The organism is Streptomyces sp. NPDC051041 (assembly GCF_044456065.1).
Lineage (GTDB): Bacteria > Actinomycetota > Actinomycetes > Streptomycetales > Streptomycetaceae > Streptomyces > Streptomyces glaucus.
On the sequence record NZ_JBITFM010000011.1, the window covers coordinates 31,679 to 51,192 of the forward strand.

The window sequence follows — 19,514 nt, forward strand, 5'->3', positions numbered from 1 at the left end:
GCACGTGCCGCTCCGCCCGCGCCCGGTCCCCCCGGTGCCCGGTGCCTATACGACGCCTATGACGCCGAGGCCCGTCAGGGCGCCGACCGGGTCGGGGCCGGGGGTGCCCCGGGGCCACCAGTCGTCGCGGCCGGGCTCCGACTCGTAGACGTACCACAGGCCGTCGCGGCCCAGCCGGAGCTGGAGGTGGCCCTGGGGGTGGGTGAGGCGGTTGCGCCAGGGGCGGAAGGCGGGCAGGCCGGCGGCGAGGAGGAGGGGCCGAGCGCGGTCGAAGCGGCCGGCCGGCGGGTCCCACGGATCCTCGAGGACGGTGAGTCCCTCCGGGCCGCCCTGCCGCCACGCGGCGACCGCGCGGGCCAGTTCGGCCGGGGTGCGGCCGGCGGCGGAGGCGAGGGAGGAGTACAACGCCCGGGTGGCGGCGGTGAGTCCGGAGCCGGGGCGGGCCGCGGCGAGCCGGACGGCGTCCTGCCACAGCGTGAGCCCGCCGACCGGGTCGCGGCCGGTGGTGAGCAGGGCGTGGGCGCGGGCGGCGGCGTCGGTGGCGAGCTGGTCGAGGGCGAGGGGATCGGGGCCGCCGGGGGCGGCCGGGTAGGCCGGGGGCTGCTCGGGGTGCGCGGGTGCGGGCAGCGGCGGCGGGAGGGGCGGAAGCGCGCGGGCGGCCAGGGCGTCGCCGGCCCGTACGCCGGGGAGCGGCTCGGGTTCCTTGTCCCGCGCGGCGCGGGCCGCGCGGGCGGCGCTCAGCCGGGACAGGGCGTCCAGCAGGTCGCGTTCGCCGCGGCCGCGCAGCAGGAGCAGCACGAACGGGTCGGCGTCGAGCAGGCGTGCGGTCTGGTAGCAGAGGGCGGCGGCGTGCTTGCAGGGGTGGCCCGAGTCGGGGCAGCTGCAGCGGGGGACGAGGTCGCCGGGGCCGGGCAGCAGGGGGACGCCGCAGTCGGCGAGGGACTGGGGCAGTTTCCCGTCGAGGAGGGCGGCGATGTGCCCGGGCCGTTCGGCGGCGGCGTCCAGGAACCGCTCCCAGCCGGTGTCGTCGAGCGTGCGCAGCCGCACCTGCACGCGGTACGGGCGCGGGCGGCTGCCGCGGACGTACGCCAGGACCAGCCCGGGCGTCACGGTGATGGCGTCGACGTGCCCCTGCTCGGCGTAACCGCGTCCCCGCGCCAGCCGCCCGGGGTCCAGGGCGCCCTCCTCCAGCGCGGTCACCCACGCGTTCCCCCACCACGTCCCGGCGAAGCCCTGCCCGGCCGACGCCCGGGGCGGGAAGGCCGGGAAGGTCCTGCGCAGCTCGCCGTCCCGCCCGGGGGCGGCCATGGAGGCGGGGACGCGCGCAGGCGTGGACGGGGCGGCGGGGGCGTCGGCGGACGGGGGTGCCGCAGGGGACCGGCGGGGGCGTGCCGGGTGGGCCCGGTCGGGGTGGTGCGGGGTGACGCGGCCGTCGCGGGGCAGGGCGGCGCCGGGGTCGTGGGTCGCCGTGCGGTGCCGGTCACGCGTGTCCGGGGCGCTCCGGTCCGGGGCCGCGTCGTCGGAGGGCGCCCGGAAGGTGCCGGCGAGCAGTTCCCGCAGATCACGGGCGCGGCCCTCGGCGTCCTGGACCCGCGGAGCGGCCGGGGCGGGACGGGCCGGGCGGTGCCCGGCCCCGGCGGCCCGGTCCCCGTCGTCGGCCCGGTCCCCGTCGTCGGTCCGGTCCCGCAGCGCCGCGCGGCGGGCTGCCCGCAGTGCCTCCCGCGCCGCGTCCCCGGGGCGGGCGCCCGGTGCTCCGGCCGTGGCCGGCCGTGGCCGGGAGGCGGGGTCCGCCACGTCGTCGGTGCGGGCCGCGTCCGCGGGGGCACGGAGGGTGTCCCCCGCCGTGCCGCCGGTTCCCCCGGAGGCGTCGGCGGCCGTGTCCCGGGCCGCGTCGGCGTCGCCCCCGGCCGAGGCGCGCCCGGCGGACACCGCGCGCCGCAGGGCCGCGCGGGCGGCGTCGCCGGGGCGGGGCCCGGGACGTCCGGGCGCGGCGGGTCCGCCCGGGGCCGCGGGCGTCTCCGGGACCCGGCCGCCGCGTGCGGCCGTCCCGGGCGCCGGCTCACCGCCGCCGTACGTACGGTCGCCGGGTGCCCGCTCCCGGTCCGGGGCCGCCCGCGACACCCGCTTCCGGTCCCCGAGCGCCTCCGGCGCCCGCTCCCGGTCTTCGGGGGACGCCTCCGACGCCGCCTCCTGGCGTGCGCGTGCCTCCCGCAGGGCGCGGCGGGCCTCGTCGGCGGGGCGGGGGGTCATGACGTGCTCCGCAGGGAGACCAGATCGGACAGCTCGCGGTCGGTCAGTTCGGTGAGGGCCGACTCGCCGGAGCCGAGGACCGCGTCGGCCAGGGCGCGCTTGGACTGGAGCATCTCGGCGATGCGGTCCTCGACGGTGCCCTCGGTGATCAGGCGGTGGACCTGCACCGGCTGGGTCTGGCCGATGCGGTGGGCGCGGTCGGTGGCCTGTTCCTCGACGGCCGGGTTCCACCAGCGGTCGAAGTGGACGACGTGGCCGGCGCGGGTGAGGTTGAGGCCGGTGCCGGCGGCCTTGAGGGACAGCACCAGGACGGGGGTCGCGCCGCTCTGGAAGCGGTCCACCATGCGTTCGCGCTCCGGCACCGGCGTGCCGCCGTGCAGCAGGTCCACCGGGACGGCTCGGGTGGCCAGATGGGAGGTGATCAGGCGGGCCATGCCGACGTACTGCGTGAAGACGAGCGCCGAGCCGTCCTCCGTGAGCAGCGTGTCCAGCAGCTCGTCCAGCAGGGCGAGTTTCCCGGAGCGGGCGGCGAGCCGGTCGCCTCCCCGGCGGTGGTCCTCCTTGAGGTACAGCGCCGGGTGGTCGCAGATCTGCTTCAGCGCGGTCAGCAGCTTCAGCACCAGGCCTCGGCGGGCCATGCCCCGCGAGGCCTCGATGGCGAGCATCGACTCGCGCACCACCGCCTCGTACAGCGCGGCCTGTTCCCGGGTGAGCGGCACCGGGTGGTCCGTCTCCGTCTTGGGCGGCAGTTCGGGGACGATGCCGGGGTCGGACTTCCTGCGGCGCAGCAGGAACGGGCGGACCAGGCGGGCCAGGCGCCGCACCGCCTCCTCGTCCTCGCCGGTCTCCGCCGCGCGCGCGTGCCGGGCGCGGAAGGACTTCAGGGGGCCGAGGAGTCCCGGTGTCGTCCAGTCGAGCAGGGCCCACAGCTCCGAGAGGTTGTTCTCCACCGGCGTGCCGGTGAGCGCGACGCGCGCGGGGGACGGGATCGTGCGCAGCGCCTTCGCCGTGGCCGAGTACGGGTTCTTCACGTGCTGCGCCTCGTCGGCGACGACCAGGCCCCAGCGCTGCCGGGCCAGCGCAGGCGCCGCCGACCGCATGGTGCCGTACGTGGTGAGGACGAAGCCGCCGGCCAGGTCGTCCAGGGCGCGGTCCGGGCCGTGGAAGCGGCGGACGGGGACGCCGGGCGCGAACCGGGCGATCTCCCGCTGCCAGTTGCCCAGCAGCGAGGCCGGGCAGACCACCAGGGTCGGCTCGCTGCGGGCCCGTTTCAGGTGCAGGGCGATGACGGTGATCGTCTTGCCGAGGCCCATGTCGTCGGCGAGGCAGCCGCCGAGGCCGAGGGAGGTCATGAGGTCGAGCCAGGCGAGGCCGCGCAGCTGGTAGTCGCGGAGCGTGGCGTGCAGGCCGGGCGGCGGCTCGGCCGGCCGTACCCCGGCGGTGAGCCGGTCGCGCAGGGCGGCGAGCGCGCCGGCCGGCACCGCCTGGACCGTCTCGCCGTCGACCTCGGCGCTGCCGGTGAGCGCGACGGACAGCGCGTCGACCGGGTCGAGCAGGCCGAGTTCGCGCTTGCGGGCCTTGCGGACGAGCGCGGGATCGACCGGCACCCAGCGGTCCCGGAGCCGTACGACCGGGCGGTGGGCCTCGGCGAGCGCGTCCATCTCGGCGTCGGTGAGCGGGTCGCCGCCGAGCGCCAGCTGCCAGTGGAAGCGGAGCAGCTCCCCGCTCTCGAGGAAGCCGGTACCGTCGGTCGCCGAGCCGGGCGCGGGCCGCACGACCGCGGTCGCGGTGAGGTCCCGTGCCAGGTCCCGGGGCCAGTGCACGGCGACGCCGGCCGCGGCGAGCCGGGCGGCGGCGACGCCGAGCAGATCGCCGAGCTCGGCCTCGGACAGCGCCAGGACGTCCGGCGCGTCCTGCTCGGCGAGCCGCTCCAGCGGCGGCCAGATCCGGGCCGCGCGCCGCACCGCGAGGGCCGCGTCCACGCGTGCGCGGGGACCGAAGGCCGCGTCCGCCTCCCCCGCCCACAGGGCCGCCGCGTCGGCGACGAGGGTGGGGTCGGCGAGGCTGTGCACCTGCACGATCGCGGCGCCCGCGCTGCGGACGCCGCTGCCGTCGTCGTCGAAGACGTCGTACGCCGACAGGTCCAGGCGCAGCGAGATCCGCACGCCCGCGTCCATGCCGGCGGCGACCTCCGCGGCCCAGTCGCGGGCGCCCGGCAGGTGCTGCGGTCCGGGGGCCGCGAAGGGCCTGCCCGCCGCGTACGGCGCGGCCGGGGTGCGGGGCAGGGTGTCGGCGACCGCGTCCAGGAAGGAGCGCATCAGCGCCTCCGGCTCCGGCAGCCGGAGCGGGCCCGCGCCGGGCAGCGGGACCGCGTGGCCCTCGGGGGGCAGGGCGGCGGCCACCGCCCGCAGGTGCGCCACGTCGTCCGGGTCCAGGGGGCCGGCGCGCCAGGCGTCGTGCCCGTCGGCCGTCAGGCCGGGCAGCAGCCGTCCGCGCGCGGCGAGCCGCAGGGCGTGCAGGGCGGCCGCGCCCCAGCAGGCGGTGGCGGGGTGGGCGGCCGGGTCGTGCCGGGCGCGCACCAGCAGGGGCAGCGCCTCGCCGAGCGGGAGCGTGAGCGCCGGGGTCGTCCTGCGCCGCGCTCCGGTGCCGTGCCGTCGTGCGACGGTGAGCTGTGTGTCCTCGGCGGGCAGCTCACCGCCCTCGGGGTCCCAGAAGGCGATCCGGCCCTCGCGCGGGAGGGGCGCGGGCAGGAAGACGGCCGCGAGCCGGACCGGAACGGCCGGCCCGGACTCCCCCGCCGCCCTCGCTCGCTCGTCCACCGCGGCCGTGCCGCCCATGCGCCTTGTCACCCCTCCCGCCCGTGTGCCGGATCAGACGTCTACGACTGTACGGGCGGGGTCTGACAACCGGTCCCGGGCCGGTCCCGGTCAGGACATCGCGTGCGGGACGGTCAGGGCACCGTGCGCGAGACGACGTACACCATCGGATAGGCAGGGTCGGCCAGGTTGACCACGATGTCCCGCGTGGGCAGCGGGTTCTTCTGCCGGTGGACCAGGCCCCACCAGGGGCCGGGGCCCGTGAACCGCCAGCCGGTGACCCGCTGGTCGCGGTCGCCGATGGTGACGGCGCCCCGCTTCAGGTCCCCCCGGTCGACGCCGACGCCCGCCAGGAAGGCGTCCAGGCCGGCGGAGGTGGTCTCGAACTGGACGTAGAGACGGCTGGTCTTCCAGTTGTTCGTCTCGTAGTGGGCGACCTTGCCGGACGGGTGCGGCACCGGCACCTGGTACAGGCGGCGCTGCAGCTTCGACGGCCAGCCCGCGGTCAGCCCGGTCGCGGAGTACTTCTCCTCCTTGTCCTTGCCGCTGCTGCGGCTCTGGTTGGCGGAGATCACCAGGTAGCCCGCCGGGATGCCGATGAGCAGCACGATGATGAGCAGGGTGAGCGCCCTGCGGCGGATCATGTGCCGGCGTTCCTCGGCCGGCGGGTGCGGCTTCGGTGGGGCGGGCCGGGGCGGCAGGGACTCCGTCACAGCGACTCCCGGATCGTACGGCGGGCCTTCGCGTACCGCTCGTAGCGCTCGTGGCGCTCCACCCGGCGGCGCTTGGCGCGGCGGAAGCGGCGGGCGACCAGGCGGGCCAGGTCGGCGGCGCCGACCATGCCGGCCTCGGGACCGAGCTGGGCGCGGACGAGGCGGGCCTCGGGGCGGTAGCCGCGGCCGGTGAGTTGGCGGCGGAAGGCGTCGCGGGCGGGGCCGATGAGCAGGTCGTCGGCGGCCGAGACGCCGCCGCCGATGACGAAGCAGGACGGGTCGAGCGCGGCGGCGAGGTTGGCGATGCCGACGCCGAGCCACTGGCCGATGTCCTGGAGCAGCTCGATGCACATGGCGTCGCCCTCGCGGGCCAGCTCGGTGATCATCGGGCCGGTGATGTCGGAGACGTTGCCCTTGACGTGCTCGATGATCCCGTACGCCACCGGGGAGTCGGCCGCGGCCAGCTCGCGCGCCTCCCGCACCAGGGCGTTGCCGGAGCTGTACTGCTCCCAGCAGCCGCGGTTGCCGCACGGGCAGCGGTGGCCGCCGGGCACCACCTGCATGTGCCCGAACTCGCCCGCGACGCCGTACTTGCCCCGCTTGACCTGGCCGTCCTCCAGGATGGCGCCGCCGATGCCGGTGCCCAGCGTGATCATGACGAGGTGGTCCTCGCCGCGGCCGGCGCCGAAGCGCCACTCGGCCCAGGCGGCGGTGTTGGCGTCGTTGTCGACGAGCACCGGCACCGACAGGCGGCTGGCGAGGCGGTCCCGCAGCGGCTCGTTGCGCCACGACAGGTGGGGGGCGAACAGGACGCGGTTGCGGTCGGCGTCCACCCAGCCGGCCGCGCCGATGCCGACCGCGTGCACGTCGTGCCGGTCGGACAGGTCCAGGACCAGCTCGACGATGGTGTCCTCGACGACCTTCGGGCTCTTGGACTTGTCCGGGGTCTCCGTGCGGAGCTTCTCCAGGATGTTGCCGTCGGCGTCGACGACGCCCGCCATCACCTTGGTGCCGCCGATGTCGATGCCCACGGTCGGCACGCGGGGCGCCGTCAGATGGGAGCGGCGCTCCCTCGTGCCGACCGTGCGCAGGACGGGGGCGCGGCGGGAGCCGATGGGGGCGGTGAGGTCGCGGTAGGTGCTCATCGGGGCCGATTCTGCCTCACCCTCGCGGCGGACACCGTAAGGGGCGGCGACGGGGACGTGTGATGTCCGCCGGCGCGGGCGCCCCGGGCCGGTCGCGCCCGCGCCGGCGGAGCCGCGCCCCTACGGAGCGCGTTCCAGCTCGTGCCGCAGATCGTCCAGTTCACTGCCGCCGGCCATCTGCCGGGTCAGCTCGTCCAGCGTGATGTCGTCCCGTGTGTGGTTGCCCACCATCGTGCCCCGCTTCAGGAGCACGAACCGGTCCCCCACCAGATACGCGTGATGCGGATTGTGGGTGATCAGCACGACGCCCAGGCCCCGCTCCCGGGCCGCCGTCACGTACTTCAGCACCACCCCCGACTGCTTCACGCCCAGGGCCGCGGTCGGCTCGTCCAGGACCAGGACCTTCGCCCCGAAGTGGACCGCCCGCGCGATCGCCACGCACTGGCGCTGGCCGCCCGAGAGGGTGCCGATGGGCCGGTCCACGTCCGGCAGGTCGATGCCCATGCGCAGCAGTTCGGCGCGGGTGGTCCGGCGCATGAGGCCGACGTCCAGGCGCCGGAAGGGGCCGACGCCCTTGCGGGGCTCGGAGCCGAGGAAGAAGTTCCGCCACACCGGCATCAGCGGTACGACGGCCAGGTCCTGGTGGACCGTGGCGATGCCGCGGTCCAGGGCCTCGCGCGGGGAGGACAGGCGCGTCTCCTCCCCCTCGATGCGCAGGACGCCGGCGTCGTGCCGGTGCAGACCGGCGATGATCTTGATGAGGGTGGACTTGCCCGCGCCGTTGTCGCCGAGGACGCAGGTGATCTCCCCCGCGTGGACCTCCAGCGACACCCCCTCCAGGGCCCGGACGGTGCCGTAGGACTTGCCGACGCCGGACAGCTCGACGAGCGCCGTACGCGGTGCGGTCTGTGTCACTTGGTGGCCTCCGCGCGCTTGCGGACCCAGGCGTTGAGCAGGGTCGCGAGGAGCAGCATCGCTCCGAGGAAGAACTTGAACCAGTCGGGGTTCCACTCGGCGAAGACGATGCCCTTGCTGGTCATGCCGAACAGGAGCGCGCCGACCGCCGAGCCGACGGCGCTGCCGTGGCCGCCGGTGATCAGGCAGCCGCCGATGACGGCCGCGATGATGTAGATCAGCTCGTTGCCGACGCCCTCGCCGGACTGGACGACGTCGTAGCTGAAGAGCAGGTGCTGGCCGGAGACCCAGGCGCCGAACGCCACGCCCATGTAGAGGCCGATCTTGGTCCTGCGCACGGGGACGCCGACCGCGCGGGCCGCGTCCTGGTTGCCGCCGACCGCGAAGATCCAGTTGCCGGCGCGGGTGCGCAGCAGGATCCAGCTGGCGACGGCGACGAGGGCGAGCCACCACACGATGGTGATCTTGAAGTCGACGCCGCCGACGGTGAGGGTGGCGGCGAAGACGTCGTGCGCGGAGGGGAAGCCCTCCATGTCGGCGATCGTCTTGGTGGAGACGGTGCCGTCGATCAGCTTGGTGAAGCCGAGGTTCATGCCGGTCAGCATCAGGAAGGTGCCGAGCGTGACGATGAAGCTCGGCAGCCTCGTACGGGTGAGCATGACGCCGTTGAAGGCGCCGATCGCGAGGGTGACCAGCAGGGAGACGCCGACGCCGACCCAGACGTTCGCGGTCATCTGGTAGCTGAACATCGACGACACCAGGGCCGAGGAGGTCACCAGGACGCCCGCGGACAGGTCGAACTCGCCGCCGATCATCAGCAGCGCCACCGGGACGGCCATGATGCCGATCGTGGAGGAGGCGTACAGGACCGTGCTGATGCTGGAGGCGCGCAGGAAGCTGTCGGCGGCCAGGGCGAAGAACAGGAAGACCGCGATCGCGCCGACGACCGCGCCCAGTTCGGGGCGGCTGAGCAGCCGCTGCGGCGAAGGCGTGCGCAGGAACCTTTCTTCGGGGGTGGTGCCGGTCGTGGTGCTCATCGGGTGCCCCGCTTCGTGTACTCGGCCAGCGCGGCCGCGTCGTCCTTGGTGATGATCTGCGGCCCGGTCAGCACCGGCTTGCCGCCGCCGAGGACGTCGGCGTTGTACTTGTACAGCCACAGCAGGTCGACCGCCTCGTAGCCCTGGAGGTAGGGCTGCTGGTCGACGGCGAAGGCGAGGGTGCCGTCCTGCAGGCCGGCGGCCACCTTGGCGTTGAGGTCGAAGGTGGCGACCTCGGCGTCGCTGCCCGCGTCCCGCCGGGCCCGTACGGCGGTGTCGGCGTACGGGGCGCCGAGCGTGACGACCGCGTCGACGCTCTTGTCGGCCTGGAGCTTGGCCTCGATGGCGGACTGCACGTCCGGCATGCTCGTGCCGTTGACGTACAGCCGGTCGACCGTGCCGTCGAAGGTCTTCGCCACGCCGTCGCAGCGCTGCTCGTGGCCGACGTTGCCCTGCTCGTGCAGGACGCAGAGCGCCTTCTTGCGGCCCCGCTCGTCCAGCTCCTCGCCGACCGCCTCGCCGGCGATCGTCTCGTCCTGGCCGATGTGCGTGAGCGCGCCGAACTCCCGGGACTCGGCCGAGCCGGAGTTCACGGTGACCACCGGGATGCCCGCCTTCCGGGCGCGGGCGACCGCGGCCCGCAGGGCGTCGGGCTTGGCGAGCGTGACGATGATCCCGTCGACCTTCTTGTCGACGGCCGCGTCCACCAGCTGCGCCTGCTGGTGCGCCTCGTCGTCGTGGGAGTAGAGGAAGTCGACGTTGTCCTTCACGGCGGCCTGCTCGGCGCCGCTCTGGACGATGTCCCAGAAGGTGTCGCCGTCGCCCGAGTGGGTGATCATCGCGAAGGTCCAGCGGGGCGTGTTCACCGCCGCCCTCCCCTGGGCCGCCGCGGCCTTGCGGGCGTCCTCGGCGCGCTTGCCGCCGGTGCTGCTGCACCCGGCGAGGGAGAGGGTCAGCGCCCCCGCCACCGCGATGCCTACCCAGGTCCGAAACCGTGCCACGAGGCCGTGCCCTTCTTGCCGTGTCCTGCCGTGTTCTGACATGTGCGAGGGACTGATGACGGTGTTGACCTCACCAGTCCCAAACGCCCCATTGTCGGGCACGGGGGCCGGGCACCCGGCGGCCGGGGAGGAGCAGCCGGTCGCCTTGTCCGGACATTGCGACGAAGTCGGGGCCGTCCGGGCGGCCGGGGCCGGGCTCAGGACCGTACGAGCAGCTGGAACTCGAAGGAGTAGCGGGACGGCCGGTAGGTGTGGGTGCCGAACTCGACCGCGCGGCCGGTGTCGTCGAAGGTGGTGCGCTGCATGGTGAGCAGCGGGGCGCCCTCCTGCTCGCCGAGCCGCTCGGCCTCGGCGGCGGTGGCGGCGCGGGCGCCGATGCGCTGGCGGGCGCTGTGCAGGGTGATCCCGGCGGCGCGCATCAGCCGGTACAGGCCGGTGGCCTCCAGCTGGTCGGTGCCCAGGTCGATCAGGCCGAGCGGGAGGTAGTTGCACAGGTACGCCATCGGCTCCCCGTGCGCCAGCCGCAGCCGCTCGACCCGGTGCACGTCGTCGCCCTCCGCCACGCCGAGCGCGGCCGCGACCTCGGCGGCCGCCGGGACGACCGTGTTGACCAGCACCTTCGTGGCGGGGCGCTGACCCGCCGCCTCCAGGTCGTCGTACAGGCTGCTGAGCTCCAGCGGACGCTTGACCTGGCTGTGCACGACCTGGGTGCCGACTCCGCGGCGGCGCACGAGCAGTCCCTTGTCGACCAGCGACTGGATGGCCTGGCGGACGGTGGGCCGGGACAGGCCGAGCCGGGCGGCGAGCTCGATCTCGTTGCCGAGCAGACTGCCGGGGGTCAGCACGCCGTGCTCGATCGCCGCCTCCAGCTGCTGCGCCAGCTGGAAGTACAGCGGCACGGGACTGCTGCGGTCCACACTCAGGTCGAGTGACACGGTCGGGTCCACTTCTGGTTTCGGCACGGCCCGAGCGTAGCTCCGTGCGCTGTTGACGGGAAGTCGTGTAGTCCGGTTGTCCTGACATATGGATTGACAGCGCGCGGGTCCGGCCCGCACCTTGTTCCCATGCGCATCGGGGTCATCGGCACGGGCCGCATCGGCACCCTGCACGCCCGCACGCTCAGCCGCCACCGGGACGTCGGCTCCCTGATCCTCACCGACGCGGACCCGGCGCGGGCACAGCAGCTGGCGCACCGGCTGGGCGAGACGGCGGCGCCGGGAGTGGACGAGATCTTCCGCTGGGGCGTGGACGCCGTGGTGATCACGACGGTGACGTCGGCCCACGCCGAACTGATCGGCCGGGCGGCCCGCTCGGGGCTCCCGGTGTTCTGCGAGAAGCCCGTCGCGCTGGACCTGGCGGGCACGTCGCACGCCCTCGCCGAGGTGGAGGCGGCCGGGACGGTCCTGCAGACGGGGTTCCAGCGCCGCTTCGACACGGGCTACACGGGGGCGCGCGAGGCGGTGCGGTCCGGGCGGCTCGGCCGGCTGCACACCGTGCGGGCGGTGACCGGCGAACGGGAGCCGCCGCCGGCCGCGCGGCTGCCGCAGGCCGGCGGGCTGTACCGGGACACGCTGATCCACGACTTCGACATCCTGCGCTGGGTGACGGGGCGCGAGGTGGTGGACGTGTACGCCGCCGGGTCCGACGCCGGGCCCGCGATGTTCCGCGCGGCGGGGGACGTCGACACGGGCGCGGCCCTGCTCACCCTGGACGGCGGCACGCTCGCCGCGATCACCGCGACCCGGCTGAACGGCGCGGGCTACGACGTCCGCATGGAGCTGGCCGGGGAGCTGGACCAGATCGTCGTCGGGCTGGACGACCGCACGCCGATCGCGTCCACCGAGCCGACCGGGCCGCCGGCCGCGGACAAGCCGTGGCCGGGGTTCCTGGAGCGCTTCGGCCCGGCGTACGCGGCGGAGCTGAACGCGTTCGTGGAGGTCGTCCGGGGCGAGCGGCCCAATCCCTGCGACGGGCGCGAGGCGCTGCAGGCCCTGCGGATCGCCGAGGCCTGCGAGCTGTCCCGGCGGGAGCGCAGGCCGGTGCGCCTGGCGGAGATCGCGGGGGCCGCCGAGTCCGTCGCCGGGTGAGGGGCGCGGGGGCGGGCGGTCCCGGGGGCCGTCAGCGCCCGCCCCCCTCGTGCTCCTCGTGCTCCTCGTGCTCCTCCAGCAGTCCCGCGTCGTACACCAGCAGCGCGATCTGGACCCGGTTGCCGAGGCCGAGCTTGGCGAGGACGCGGGAGACGTGGGCCTTGACCGTGGCGACGCTCATGAAGAGCTCCGCGGCGATCTGCGCGTTGGGAAGGCCCCGGCCGACCGCGACGGCGACCTCGCGCTCGCGCTCGTTGAGGGCGGCGATCCGGGCACGCGCCCGGACGCGCCGGGTGTCGGCGGAGCCGGCCGCGTGCTCCATCAGCCGGCGGGTGACCGCGGGCGACAGGACGGGGTCGCCGGCCGCGACCCTGCGCACGGCGTCGAGGATCTCGGCGGGCGGGGTGTCCTTGAGGACGAATCCGGCGGCGCCCGCGCGCAGGGCCCGCAGCACCTGCTCGTCGGCGTGGAAGGTGGTGAGCACCACGACCTGCGGGGCGTCCGGGCGGCCGCGCAGCCGTTCCGTGGCCGTCAGACCGTCCACCGCCGGCATCCGGATGTCCATGAGCACGACGTCCGGGCGGGTGCGGTCGACCAGTGCCTCGACCTCGTCGCCGTCGGCGGCCTCACCGACGATCTCGATGTCGTCGGCGCCGCCCATCATGAAGGACAGCCCGGCCCGCACCAGGGGGTCGTCGTCGACGAGGAGCACTCTGATCGCAGTCATGGGCTTACGTAATCACGCCGGGGGCCGCGCGGAGCCGCGGTCGTCCCGGCAGCCGGCCCCGCTCCGGCCCGCCCCCGCGGCAGCCGCTCCCGTCACGGTCCTCACCTCCACGGCAGCCACGCCCGCACCTCGAACCCGCCGTCCGCCGCGGGGCCGTGTTCCAGCCGGCCGCCGGCCAGGGCGGCGCGCTCGGTCAGGCCGATCAGGCCTTGCCCGGAGCCGGGGACGTGCGCCGCCGCGGCCCCGGGCGGTGCGTTGCGCACGCGGACGGCGAGGCCGTCGCCCGGGGCGCCGGTGACGGACACCGTGACCTCCGTGCCGGGGGCGTGCTTGCGGGCGTTGGTCAGGCCCTCCTGGACGATCCGGTAAGCGGTGCGGCCGGCGGAGGCGGGGACGGCGGCGGGGTCGGCGACGCCGCCCGCGAGGGTGACCTTCATGCCGGCCGCACGGCATTCGGCGACCAGCGTGTCCAGCGCCGCGAGGGTCGGCTGGGGGCGGCCGGCGCCGTCGGGGCCGTCGGCCGCCCGCAGCACGCCGATGATCTCCCGCAGGTCCTGCAGCGCCTCGTGCGCGCTCTCGCGGATGACGCCCGCCGCCCGCGCCACCTCCTCGCGGGACGCGTCCGGCCGGAACTCCAGCGCCCCGGCGTGCACGCTCAGCAGCGTCAGCCGGTGGGCCAGCACGTCGTGCATCTCCCGGGCGATGGCCTCCCGGGCGAGCCGCTGCGCCTGCTCGGCCCGCAGCCGCGCCTCCGTCTCGGCGCGCCGGGCGCGGTCGCGCAGGCTCAGCATGAGCTGCCGCTTGGACCGGGTGAACATGCCCCAGCCGACCGCCGCGGCGATCAGCGACACGGTGAGGACGACCGACTCGGGATACCGGAGTTCCGGGTCGGGGCGCAGCCGGAAGAAGACCGGGACCGTGGCGACGGAGGCACCGCCCACGCAGGCCACGTACCGGAAGGGCCGGTGCACGGCGAGCGTGAACAGGGAGACCAGGGCCGCGCCGCCCACGGTGTTCGACAGGAGGCCGACGGGCACCATCGCCACCGCGAACCCGACCGGCCGGCGGCGGCGCAGCCAGACCCCCGCGCAGGAGAGCGCGCCGGCGCACTGGTCGAGGACCTCCAGGGCGTACGGGAGGTCCGGCTCCTTCTCCAGGGTGTCGGCGGCCAGCAGGCCGACGAGCACGGCCAGGGCGAAGCAGGAGAAGTCGACGGCCCAGTCGCGCACGGTCCGCCGGGGCCCGCGCCGTCCGGTTCCTCTCCCGTCGGCACCGGGTTCCTCGGCCACCGCCGACGGCAGCAGCCAGCGTCGCGCCGGGAAGGCCGGCGGCTCGAGTACCGGATCGTCACCCCTCACGGTCGGCAAATCTACGCAGCCGCGGCCCGCGCCACCGCCGCCCGCGGCGGATCGTCGACCGAAGTCGTACGCCCGGGAGACTTTCGACGCGTTGGCCGCTGCGGGACGGGCGACTTCCGCCGGACACGGCTCGCCCCGCGGCCGATGCGCGCGGAGGGCTCGCGGGGCGAGGCTCCTGCCGTGAAGCGGGTGCTGGAGTTTCTCGGATTCGTCACTCTGCTGCAGGGCGTGGCCGGCCTGGTGCACGAGTTCACCGGCTGGGACTGGGGCCTCGCGCAGCGGCTCGGCGTGCTCGACGGCTACGAGGTCTATGCGAGCGTCGCCCTGCTGGTGCTGGGCTTCGCCCTGTGCGCCGCCGCCGAGGGCCGGGGGTCCGGCTGAGCGGCGCCGCCCTGCCCGAAGCCGTCGCGCACGTCCTCCCGAGGACCGCCCGGCGCCGGTACACGTCGTCGGGGGCGACGAAGGCGGTACGGACGGACTCGGGGGACGCCCTCCTCCGGGCCCGGGTGAGGTCCGCCGTCATCGGTCCGGGACCGGTTCGGACCCCGTCGGCGTCCGCGCCTCATCGGCGCTCCCGGCGGGGCGGGCGGGGGCGGGGCGCCCGGCGGGCCGAGGTCGACGTCCGTTCACCGCCGGTACTCGGGCGCGGCGGCGGGTGGGATGGACGCATGACTTCTCAAGGAACTTCTCCGGTTTCCCAGGAAACGGCCCCCGGGGCCCTGCACGGCAAGGCGGCCCTCGTGACCGGCGGGAGCCGCGGCATCGGCGCGGCGACGGCCCTGCGGCTCGCCCGGGAGGGCGCGGACGTCGCCCTCACCTACGTCAGCGCCGCGGAGGCGGCCGAGGACGTCGTACGGGCCGTCGAGGCGCTGGGGCGGCGGGCGGTGGCGCTGCGCGCGGACGCGGGGGACGCCGCGGAGGCGGCCGGGGCCGTGGAACGCGCGGCTGACGCGCTGGGCGGGCTCGACGTGCTGGTGAACAACGCGGGCGTGGGTGTGCTGGGCCCTCTGGAGACCCTGTCCGACGCCGACGTCGACCGGGTCCTCGCGGTGAACGTGCGGGGCGTCTACCTGGCCTGCCGGGCGGCGGCGGCCCGGATGACGGACGGGGGCCGGATCGTCACCGTCGGCAGCTGCCTGGCCCGGCGCGTGCCCGGCCCCGGCGGGACGCTGTACGCGATGAGCAAGGCGGCGCTGATCGGCCTGACGAAGGCCCTGGCCAGGGAGCTGGGCCCGCGCGGGATCACCGCGAACATCGTCCACCCGGGCCCCGTCGACACCGACATGAACCCGGCGGACGGCCCGTACGCGGCCGGTCAGGCGGCCATGACCGCGCTGGGCCGCTTCGGGACGGCCGAGGAGGTGGCGTCGACGGTGGCCCACCTGGCCGCAGCGGCGTACGTGACGGGCGCGGAGTTCGCCGTGGACGGCGGTCACGCGGCGTGAGGCGGGCGGGGCGCGCCGGCGCCGTACGGCCGGGGCGCCCCGCGGGCCGAGGGCTCAGCCGCCCGCTTCCCGGTGGCGGGCGGCCAGCCGGTGCGCGCCCTCCTGCGTGAGGGAGCCGAACAGGCGCAGCCGGGAGACGCCCCCGTCCGGGAACACGTCCAGGCGCGCGTGCGTGCCGACGGCCTGGGCCGGCAGGACGAAGCGGTGGTCGGTGTCGGGCTGGAGACGGGTGCGGGGCAGGATCTCCGTCCAGTCGCCGTCCTCGCCGTCCCGGACGGACACCGAGGCCCAGCCGGCGGCGTTGCCCTTCAGGTACGCCGTGTCGATCCCGATCGCGCGGATCCGCGCCTGTGCGGCCAGCCGGTAGCGGATCCAGTCGTGGCCCCGGTCGCGGCGGCGCCGGGTCTCCCAGCCGTCGTCCATCCGCCGGGAGCGGCCCGGCCGGATGGTGTGGGCGGCGGGCGAGTAGAAGAAGTCGGAGGCGTCCTCCACCCGGCCGCCGTTCTCCAGGGCGACGACGTCGAAGGTGCCGAGCGCCGCCAGCCACCGCGGGTCGGGGACCACCTCGCCGTACACCCGCAGGCGGGCGATGCCGCCGTCGGGGTGCTGGTTGAGGCGCAGGTGGGTGAAGCGCTGCTCCAGGGACACCGCGAAGCCGTTCGCCGCGTGGCCGCCCACCGGCGTGCGCGGGACGAGGGTCGTCCACCGCACGTCGGCCGCGAGCAGTTCCTCCGGCGACGGGGTGCCCGGCACCGCGGCGCCCTCGACGGACACCGCCCGCGGGTGGTTGCCGCGGAAGTGGGCGGTGTCGACGACGACGCCCCGGACGATCCCCGGCGCGCCCAGGCGGATCAGCGCCCAGTCGTGGTCGTCGGCCGCGGGCCAGGGGTGGTCGGCCGAGGCGCCGCGGCGGCGCCGGGTCTCCCAGCCGTCCATGATCTTGCCCTTGGGTCCGAAGCGCTCCGGGTCGAACTCGGCGCGTCCGGGCAGCAGCAGGTTCTCCCGCGGGGCGAAGAACTCGTCGCCGGCGGCGACGACACCGGCGCCGAGCTCGCGGTCGGCGAGGTCGACGAGGTGGGTGAAGGGGAGGTCGGCGGTGCGGTAGTCCGCGTACGGGTCGCCGCCGCCGTAGGGGTTCGCGTCGCCGGTGAAGCGCTCGATCGCCGTCACGGTGGTCTGGTCCTGCCTTTCGGGAGCCGGCCGGTGGGGAACGGGGTCAGCGGGCGCGGGTGAGCAGGCGGCCCCTCGGCCCGGTGAACTCGCCGTCCGCGGCGATGCGCTGTCCGCGCAGCCAGGTGGACCGGACGACGCCGGTGAGGGTCCGGCCGGCGTAGGCGGTGACGCGGTTGCGGTGCTGGAGGGCCGCCGGATCGACGGTGAACGCCGCGTCGGGGTCGAGGACCGCGAAGTCGGCGTCGCGGCCGGGCGCGATGGCGCCCTTGCGCCCGTCGAGCCCCACCAGCCGTGCCGGGTGCGCCGACATCCAGCGGGCGACGTCCTCCAGCGAGTGGCCGCGCCCGCGCGCCTCGGTCCACACGGCCGCCAGGCTCAGCTGGAGGCCGGAGATGCCGCCCCAGGCGGTGGCGAAGTCGTCGGTCTTGAGGTCGGCCGTGGACGGCGAGTGGTCGGTGACCACGCAGTCGATGGTGCCGTCGGCCAGCGCCCGCCACAGCAGGTCCCGGTTGGCGGCCTCCCGGATGGGCGGACAGCACTTGAACTCGCTGGCCCCGTCGGGGACTTCCTCGGCGGTCAGGGTGAGGTAGTGCGGGCAGGTCTCCACGGTGACGCGCACGCCCTCGGCCCTGGCCTCGGCGAGCAGCGGCAGCGCGTCGCCGGAGGACAGGTGCAGCACGTGCACGCGCGCCCGCAGGCGCTTCGCCTGGGCGACGAGGTGGGCGACGGCGGCGTTCTCGGCGTCGCGCGGACGGCTGGCCAGGAAGCGGGCGTACTCCGGGCCGCCGGGCCGGGGGGCGGCGGCGAGGCGCTGCGGGTCCTCGGCGTGCACGACGAGCAGGCCGTCGAACGCGGCGATCCCGGCCATGGCCCGGACCAGCTGCTCCCGGTCCAGGTGCGGGAACTCGTCCACGCCCGACGGCGACAGGAAGGCCTTGAAGCCGAGGACGCCGGCTTCGTGCAGCGGGCGCAGGTCCCCGGTGTTGCCGGGCAGGGCGCCGCCCCAGAAGCCGACGTCGACGTGCGCCCTGCCGGCGGCCGCCTTCTGCTTGACGCGCAGGTTCTCGACCGTGGTGGTCGGCGGAAGGGAGTTGAGCGGCATGTCGACGAGGGTGGTGATGCCGCCGGCCGCCGCCGCGCGCGTGGCGGTCCAGAAGCCCTCCCACTCGGTGCGGCCGGGGTCGTTGACGTGCACGTGGGTGTCGACCAGGCCGGGCAGGACGACGTGGTCGCCGGCGTCCTCCAGGCGGGCCCCCCGCGGGACGGGGGCGTCGTACGGCAGGACGCCCGTGATGGTTCCGCCGGACACCGCGACGGAGGCGGCGCGCGTCCCCTCGGGGGTGATGACGCGCGTCGAGCGCAGCACCAGTTCAGCGTCGGACACCCGGACCTCTCCCTGCCGCCGTCGTCACCTCGCCGTAACGGGATTTACACCCACGTAACGGAATTCAACGTTCTGTTGAAGGAGTCTTCACTCCCGCCCCCGCCCCGTCAAGGGCGCGCCGCCTCCCCGTGCGTTCAGCCGCCCCCGTCCTGGGGGTTTTCACGAAGCGGAACTAGAATTCTCAACAATGGAAAACGGCTTCGCGCAAGCGGGGCGCCGACCGGCCGCCGGGTAGGCTTCTGCCTCCCGCCAGCCCCGAAAGGAACGTGCCGTGCCGACGTCCAGCGCCAGCACCACCGGCTCCGCCAGGTCCGCCAGCGGCGGCGTCCAGTCCCTGGAGCGCGCCTTCGACCTGCTCGAACGGATGGCGGACGCGGGCGGCGAGGTCGGCCTGAGCGAGCTGTCCGCGAGCAGCGGGCTGCCGCTGCCCACCATCCACCGCCTGATGCGCACCCTGGTGGCCTGCGGGTACGTACGCCAGCAGGCCAACCGCCGCTACGCCCTCGGCCCGCGCCTGATCCGGCTCGGCGAGTCCGCGTCCCGGCTGCTGGGCGCCTGGGCGCGCCCGCACCTGGCCCGCCTGGTCGAGGAGACCGGCGAGACGGCGAACATGGCACTGCTCGACGGGGACGAGGTCGTGTACGTGGCGCAGGTCCCCTCGAAGCACTCGATGCGGATGTTCACCGAGGTCGGCCGGCGCGTGCTGCCGCACTCCACGGGGGTCGGCAAGGCCCTGCTCGCGGCCTTCCCGGACGAGGAGGTGCGCGCCCTGCTCGCCCGCACCGGGATGCCCGCCGCCACGGAGAAGACGATCACCACGCCGGAGGGCTTCCTCGCGGCGCTCCGCGACGTGCGCCGGCAGGGCTACGCGATCGACGACAACGAGCAGGAGATCGGCGTCCGCTGCCTGGCCGTCCCCGTGCCCGGCTCCCCCACCGCGGCGGCCCTGTCCGTCTCCGGCCCGGCCGGCCGGGTCACGGAGGCGGCCACGGAGAAGATCGTGCCGGTGCTGCGGCAGGTCGCGGCGGACCTGTCGCAGACGCTGCTGAGCTCCGGCGGGCCGACGCCCTGAGCCCCTGACCCCGGACGCCCGGTCCCCGCCTCCGCGCCTCCTGGGCCCCGGCCGGCGGGCGCGCCCCGGCCTCGGGACGCCCGGCCTCAGTCCCGCGGCGGCTCGCCGAACAGCTCCACCGCGCGCCGGACCTCCGACACCCCGCGCGACAAGGCGCTCACCGAGCCGATCGCACCGGCGATCAGCAGCAGCGAGCGGCGCAGCCGCGGCACCTCCACGACACCTCGGGTCACCATCGCCGCGAGGGCGGCGAGTTCGTCCTCGGCGATGGCGCGATCGGTGAACTCGGCCGGATGCGCGGCGAGTTCCCGGCGCAGCCGGGACACCGCGGTCCGCAGTTCCACCACCCTCGGGTCCCCGTCGCTGCCGGTCACCGGCCGCTGTCCCACGC

Annotated in this window: 17 protein-coding genes; 4 read left to right on the plus strand and 13 right to left on the minus strand. The window is 75.7% G+C overall.

Annotation, left to right across the window (positions count from 1 at the left end; genetic code table 11):
- Positions 1-45: 45 nt before the first annotated feature.
- From ACIBAI_RS18600 to ACIBAI_RS18635, 8 genes are all read right to left on the minus strand, one after another.
- Positions 46-2,250, minus strand: a complete 2,205-nt coding sequence (locus ACIBAI_RS18600) for an SWIM zinc finger family protein (RefSeq protein ID WP_399035511.1) — start codon at positions 2,248-2,250, stop codon at positions 46-48.
- The gene (locus ACIBAI_RS18605) at positions 2,247-5,087 is read right to left on the minus strand and encodes a DEAD/DEAH box helicase (protein ID WP_399035513.1); all 2,841 of its coding nucleotides are present in this window, start codon (positions 5,085-5,087) and stop codon (positions 2,247-2,249) included. The genes ACIBAI_RS18600 and ACIBAI_RS18605 overlap by 4 nt, the downstream gene beginning before the upstream one ends.
- Positions 5,088-5,200: 113 nt before the next feature.
- On the minus strand, positions 5,201-5,779 hold the full coding sequence (locus tag ACIBAI_RS18610; protein ID WP_399035514.1) for a sugar kinase: 579 nt from the start codon (positions 5,777-5,779) through the stop codon (positions 5,201-5,203).
- Positions 5,776-6,924, minus strand: coding sequence for an ROK family glucokinase (locus tag ACIBAI_RS18615; protein WP_399035515.1), 1,149 nt, complete (start codon positions 6,922-6,924; stop codon positions 5,776-5,778). The genes ACIBAI_RS18610 and ACIBAI_RS18615 overlap by 4 nt, the downstream gene beginning before the upstream one ends.
- 120 nt (positions 6,925-7,044) lie before the next feature.
- Entirely contained in the window at positions 7,045-7,839 is a 795-nt protein-coding gene (locus ACIBAI_RS18620; RefSeq protein ID WP_399035517.1) for an ATP-binding cassette domain-containing protein, read from the minus strand.
- Positions 7,836-8,876: an ABC transporter permease gene (locus ACIBAI_RS18625; RefSeq protein ID WP_399035519.1), complete on the minus strand. Its 1,041-nt coding sequence runs from the start codon at positions 8,874-8,876 to the stop codon at positions 7,836-7,838. Before ACIBAI_RS18625 ends, ACIBAI_RS18620 begins: the two co-directional genes overlap by 4 nt.
- Positions 8,873-9,877, minus strand: a complete 1,005-nt coding sequence (locus ACIBAI_RS18630; RefSeq protein ID WP_399035521.1) for a sugar ABC transporter substrate-binding protein — start codon at positions 9,875-9,877, stop codon at positions 8,873-8,875. Before ACIBAI_RS18630 ends, ACIBAI_RS18625 begins: the two co-directional genes overlap by 4 nt.
- A 197-nt stretch (positions 9,878-10,074) precedes the next feature.
- The gene (locus tag ACIBAI_RS18635) at positions 10,075-10,812 is read right to left on the minus strand and encodes a GntR family transcriptional regulator (RefSeq protein WP_399035771.1); all 738 of its coding nucleotides are present in this window, start codon (positions 10,810-10,812) and stop codon (positions 10,075-10,077) included.
- A gap of 129 nt (positions 10,813-10,941) precedes the next feature.
- Between ACIBAI_RS18635 and ACIBAI_RS18640 the strand changes: the two genes are divergently transcribed.
- The gene (locus ACIBAI_RS18640) at positions 10,942-11,964 is read left to right on the plus strand and encodes a Gfo/Idh/MocA family oxidoreductase (protein ID WP_399035523.1); all 1,023 of its coding nucleotides are present in this window, start codon (positions 10,942-10,944) and stop codon (positions 11,962-11,964) included.
- A gap of 31 nt (positions 11,965-11,995) precedes the next feature.
- Here the strand turns inward: ACIBAI_RS18640 and ACIBAI_RS18645 are convergent, their stop codons facing one another.
- Both ACIBAI_RS18645 and ACIBAI_RS18650 read right to left on the minus strand, forming a co-directional pair.
- A complete protein-coding gene (locus tag ACIBAI_RS18645; RefSeq protein WP_399035525.1) occupies positions 11,996-12,691 on the minus strand; it encodes a response regulator in 696 nt (231 codons plus the stop codon).
- A 101-nt stretch (positions 12,692-12,792) separates the two neighbouring features.
- A complete protein-coding gene (locus ACIBAI_RS18650; RefSeq protein ID WP_399035527.1) occupies positions 12,793-14,058 on the minus strand; it encodes a histidine kinase in 1,266 nt (421 codons plus the stop codon).
- 171 nt (positions 14,059-14,229) lie between these two features.
- On the opposite strand from ACIBAI_RS18650, the gene ACIBAI_RS18655 reads away from it, so the two are divergent.
- Positions 14,230-14,430: a hypothetical protein gene (locus tag ACIBAI_RS18655; RefSeq protein ID WP_399035528.1), complete on the plus strand. Its 201-nt coding sequence runs from the start codon at positions 14,230-14,232 to the stop codon at positions 14,428-14,430.
- A gap of 287 nt (positions 14,431-14,717) precedes the next feature.
- Entirely contained in the window at positions 14,718-15,494 is a 777-nt protein-coding gene (locus ACIBAI_RS18660; RefSeq protein ID WP_399035530.1) for an SDR family oxidoreductase, read from the plus strand.
- A 54-nt stretch (positions 15,495-15,548) separates the two neighbouring features.
- Here ACIBAI_RS18660 and alc read toward each other — a convergent pair whose 3' ends face one another.
- The gene (gene alc / locus ACIBAI_RS18665) at positions 15,549-16,664 is read right to left on the minus strand and encodes an allantoicase (protein WP_399035532.1); all 1,116 of its coding nucleotides are present in this window, start codon (positions 16,662-16,664) and stop codon (positions 15,549-15,551) included.
- 46 nt (positions 16,665-16,710) lie between these two features.
- A complete protein-coding gene (allB, locus tag ACIBAI_RS18670) occupies positions 16,711-18,051 on the minus strand; it encodes an allantoinase AllB (RefSeq protein WP_399035534.1) in 1,341 nt (446 codons plus the stop codon).
- Positions 18,052-18,322: 271 nt separating this feature from the next.
- On the opposite strand from allB, the gene ACIBAI_RS18675 reads away from it, so the two are divergent.
- Positions 18,323-19,123 carry an IclR family transcriptional regulator gene (locus ACIBAI_RS18675; RefSeq protein WP_399035535.1) on the plus strand — a complete coding sequence of 267 codons (801 nt, stop codon included), beginning with the start codon at positions 18,323-18,325 and terminating at the stop codon, positions 19,121-19,123.
- 86 nt (positions 19,124-19,209) lie between these two features.
- Here ACIBAI_RS18675 and ACIBAI_RS18680 read toward each other — a convergent pair whose 3' ends face one another.
- Positions 19,210-19,497, minus strand: coding sequence for a DUF5955 family protein (locus ACIBAI_RS18680; protein WP_399035537.1), 288 nt, complete (start codon positions 19,495-19,497; stop codon positions 19,210-19,212).
- Positions 19,498-19,514: the final 17 nt, after the last annotated feature.

Excerpts from the sequence above, each read along its gene's own strand:
- ACIBAI_RS18605 (WP_399035513.1), bottom strand. The coding sequence starts at position 5,087 with ATGGGCGGCACGGCCGCGGTGGACGAGCGAGCGAGGGCGGCGGGGGAG.
- ACIBAI_RS18660 (WP_399035530.1), top strand. The coding sequence starts at position 14,718 with ATGACTTCTCAAGGAACTTCTCCGGTTTCCCAGGAAACGGCCCCCGGG.
- ACIBAI_RS18600 (WP_399035511.1), bottom strand. The coding sequence starts at position 2,250 with ATGACCCCCCGCCCCGCCGACGAGGCCCGCCGCGCCCTGCGGGAGGCA.
- ACIBAI_RS18625 (WP_399035519.1), bottom strand. The coding sequence starts at position 8,876 with ATGAGCACCACGACCGGCACCACCCCCGAAGAAAGGTTCCTGCGCACG.
- ACIBAI_RS18645 (WP_399035525.1), bottom strand. The coding sequence starts at position 12,691 with ATGACTGCGATCAGAGTGCTCCTCGTCGACGACGACCCCCTGGTGCGG.
- ACIBAI_RS18615 (WP_399035515.1), bottom strand. The coding sequence starts at position 6,924 with ATGAGCACCTACCGCGACCTCACCGCCCCCATCGGCTCCCGCCGCGCC.
- ACIBAI_RS18640 (WP_399035523.1), top strand. The coding sequence starts at position 10,942 with ATGCGCATCGGGGTCATCGGCACGGGCCGCATCGGCACCCTGCACGCC.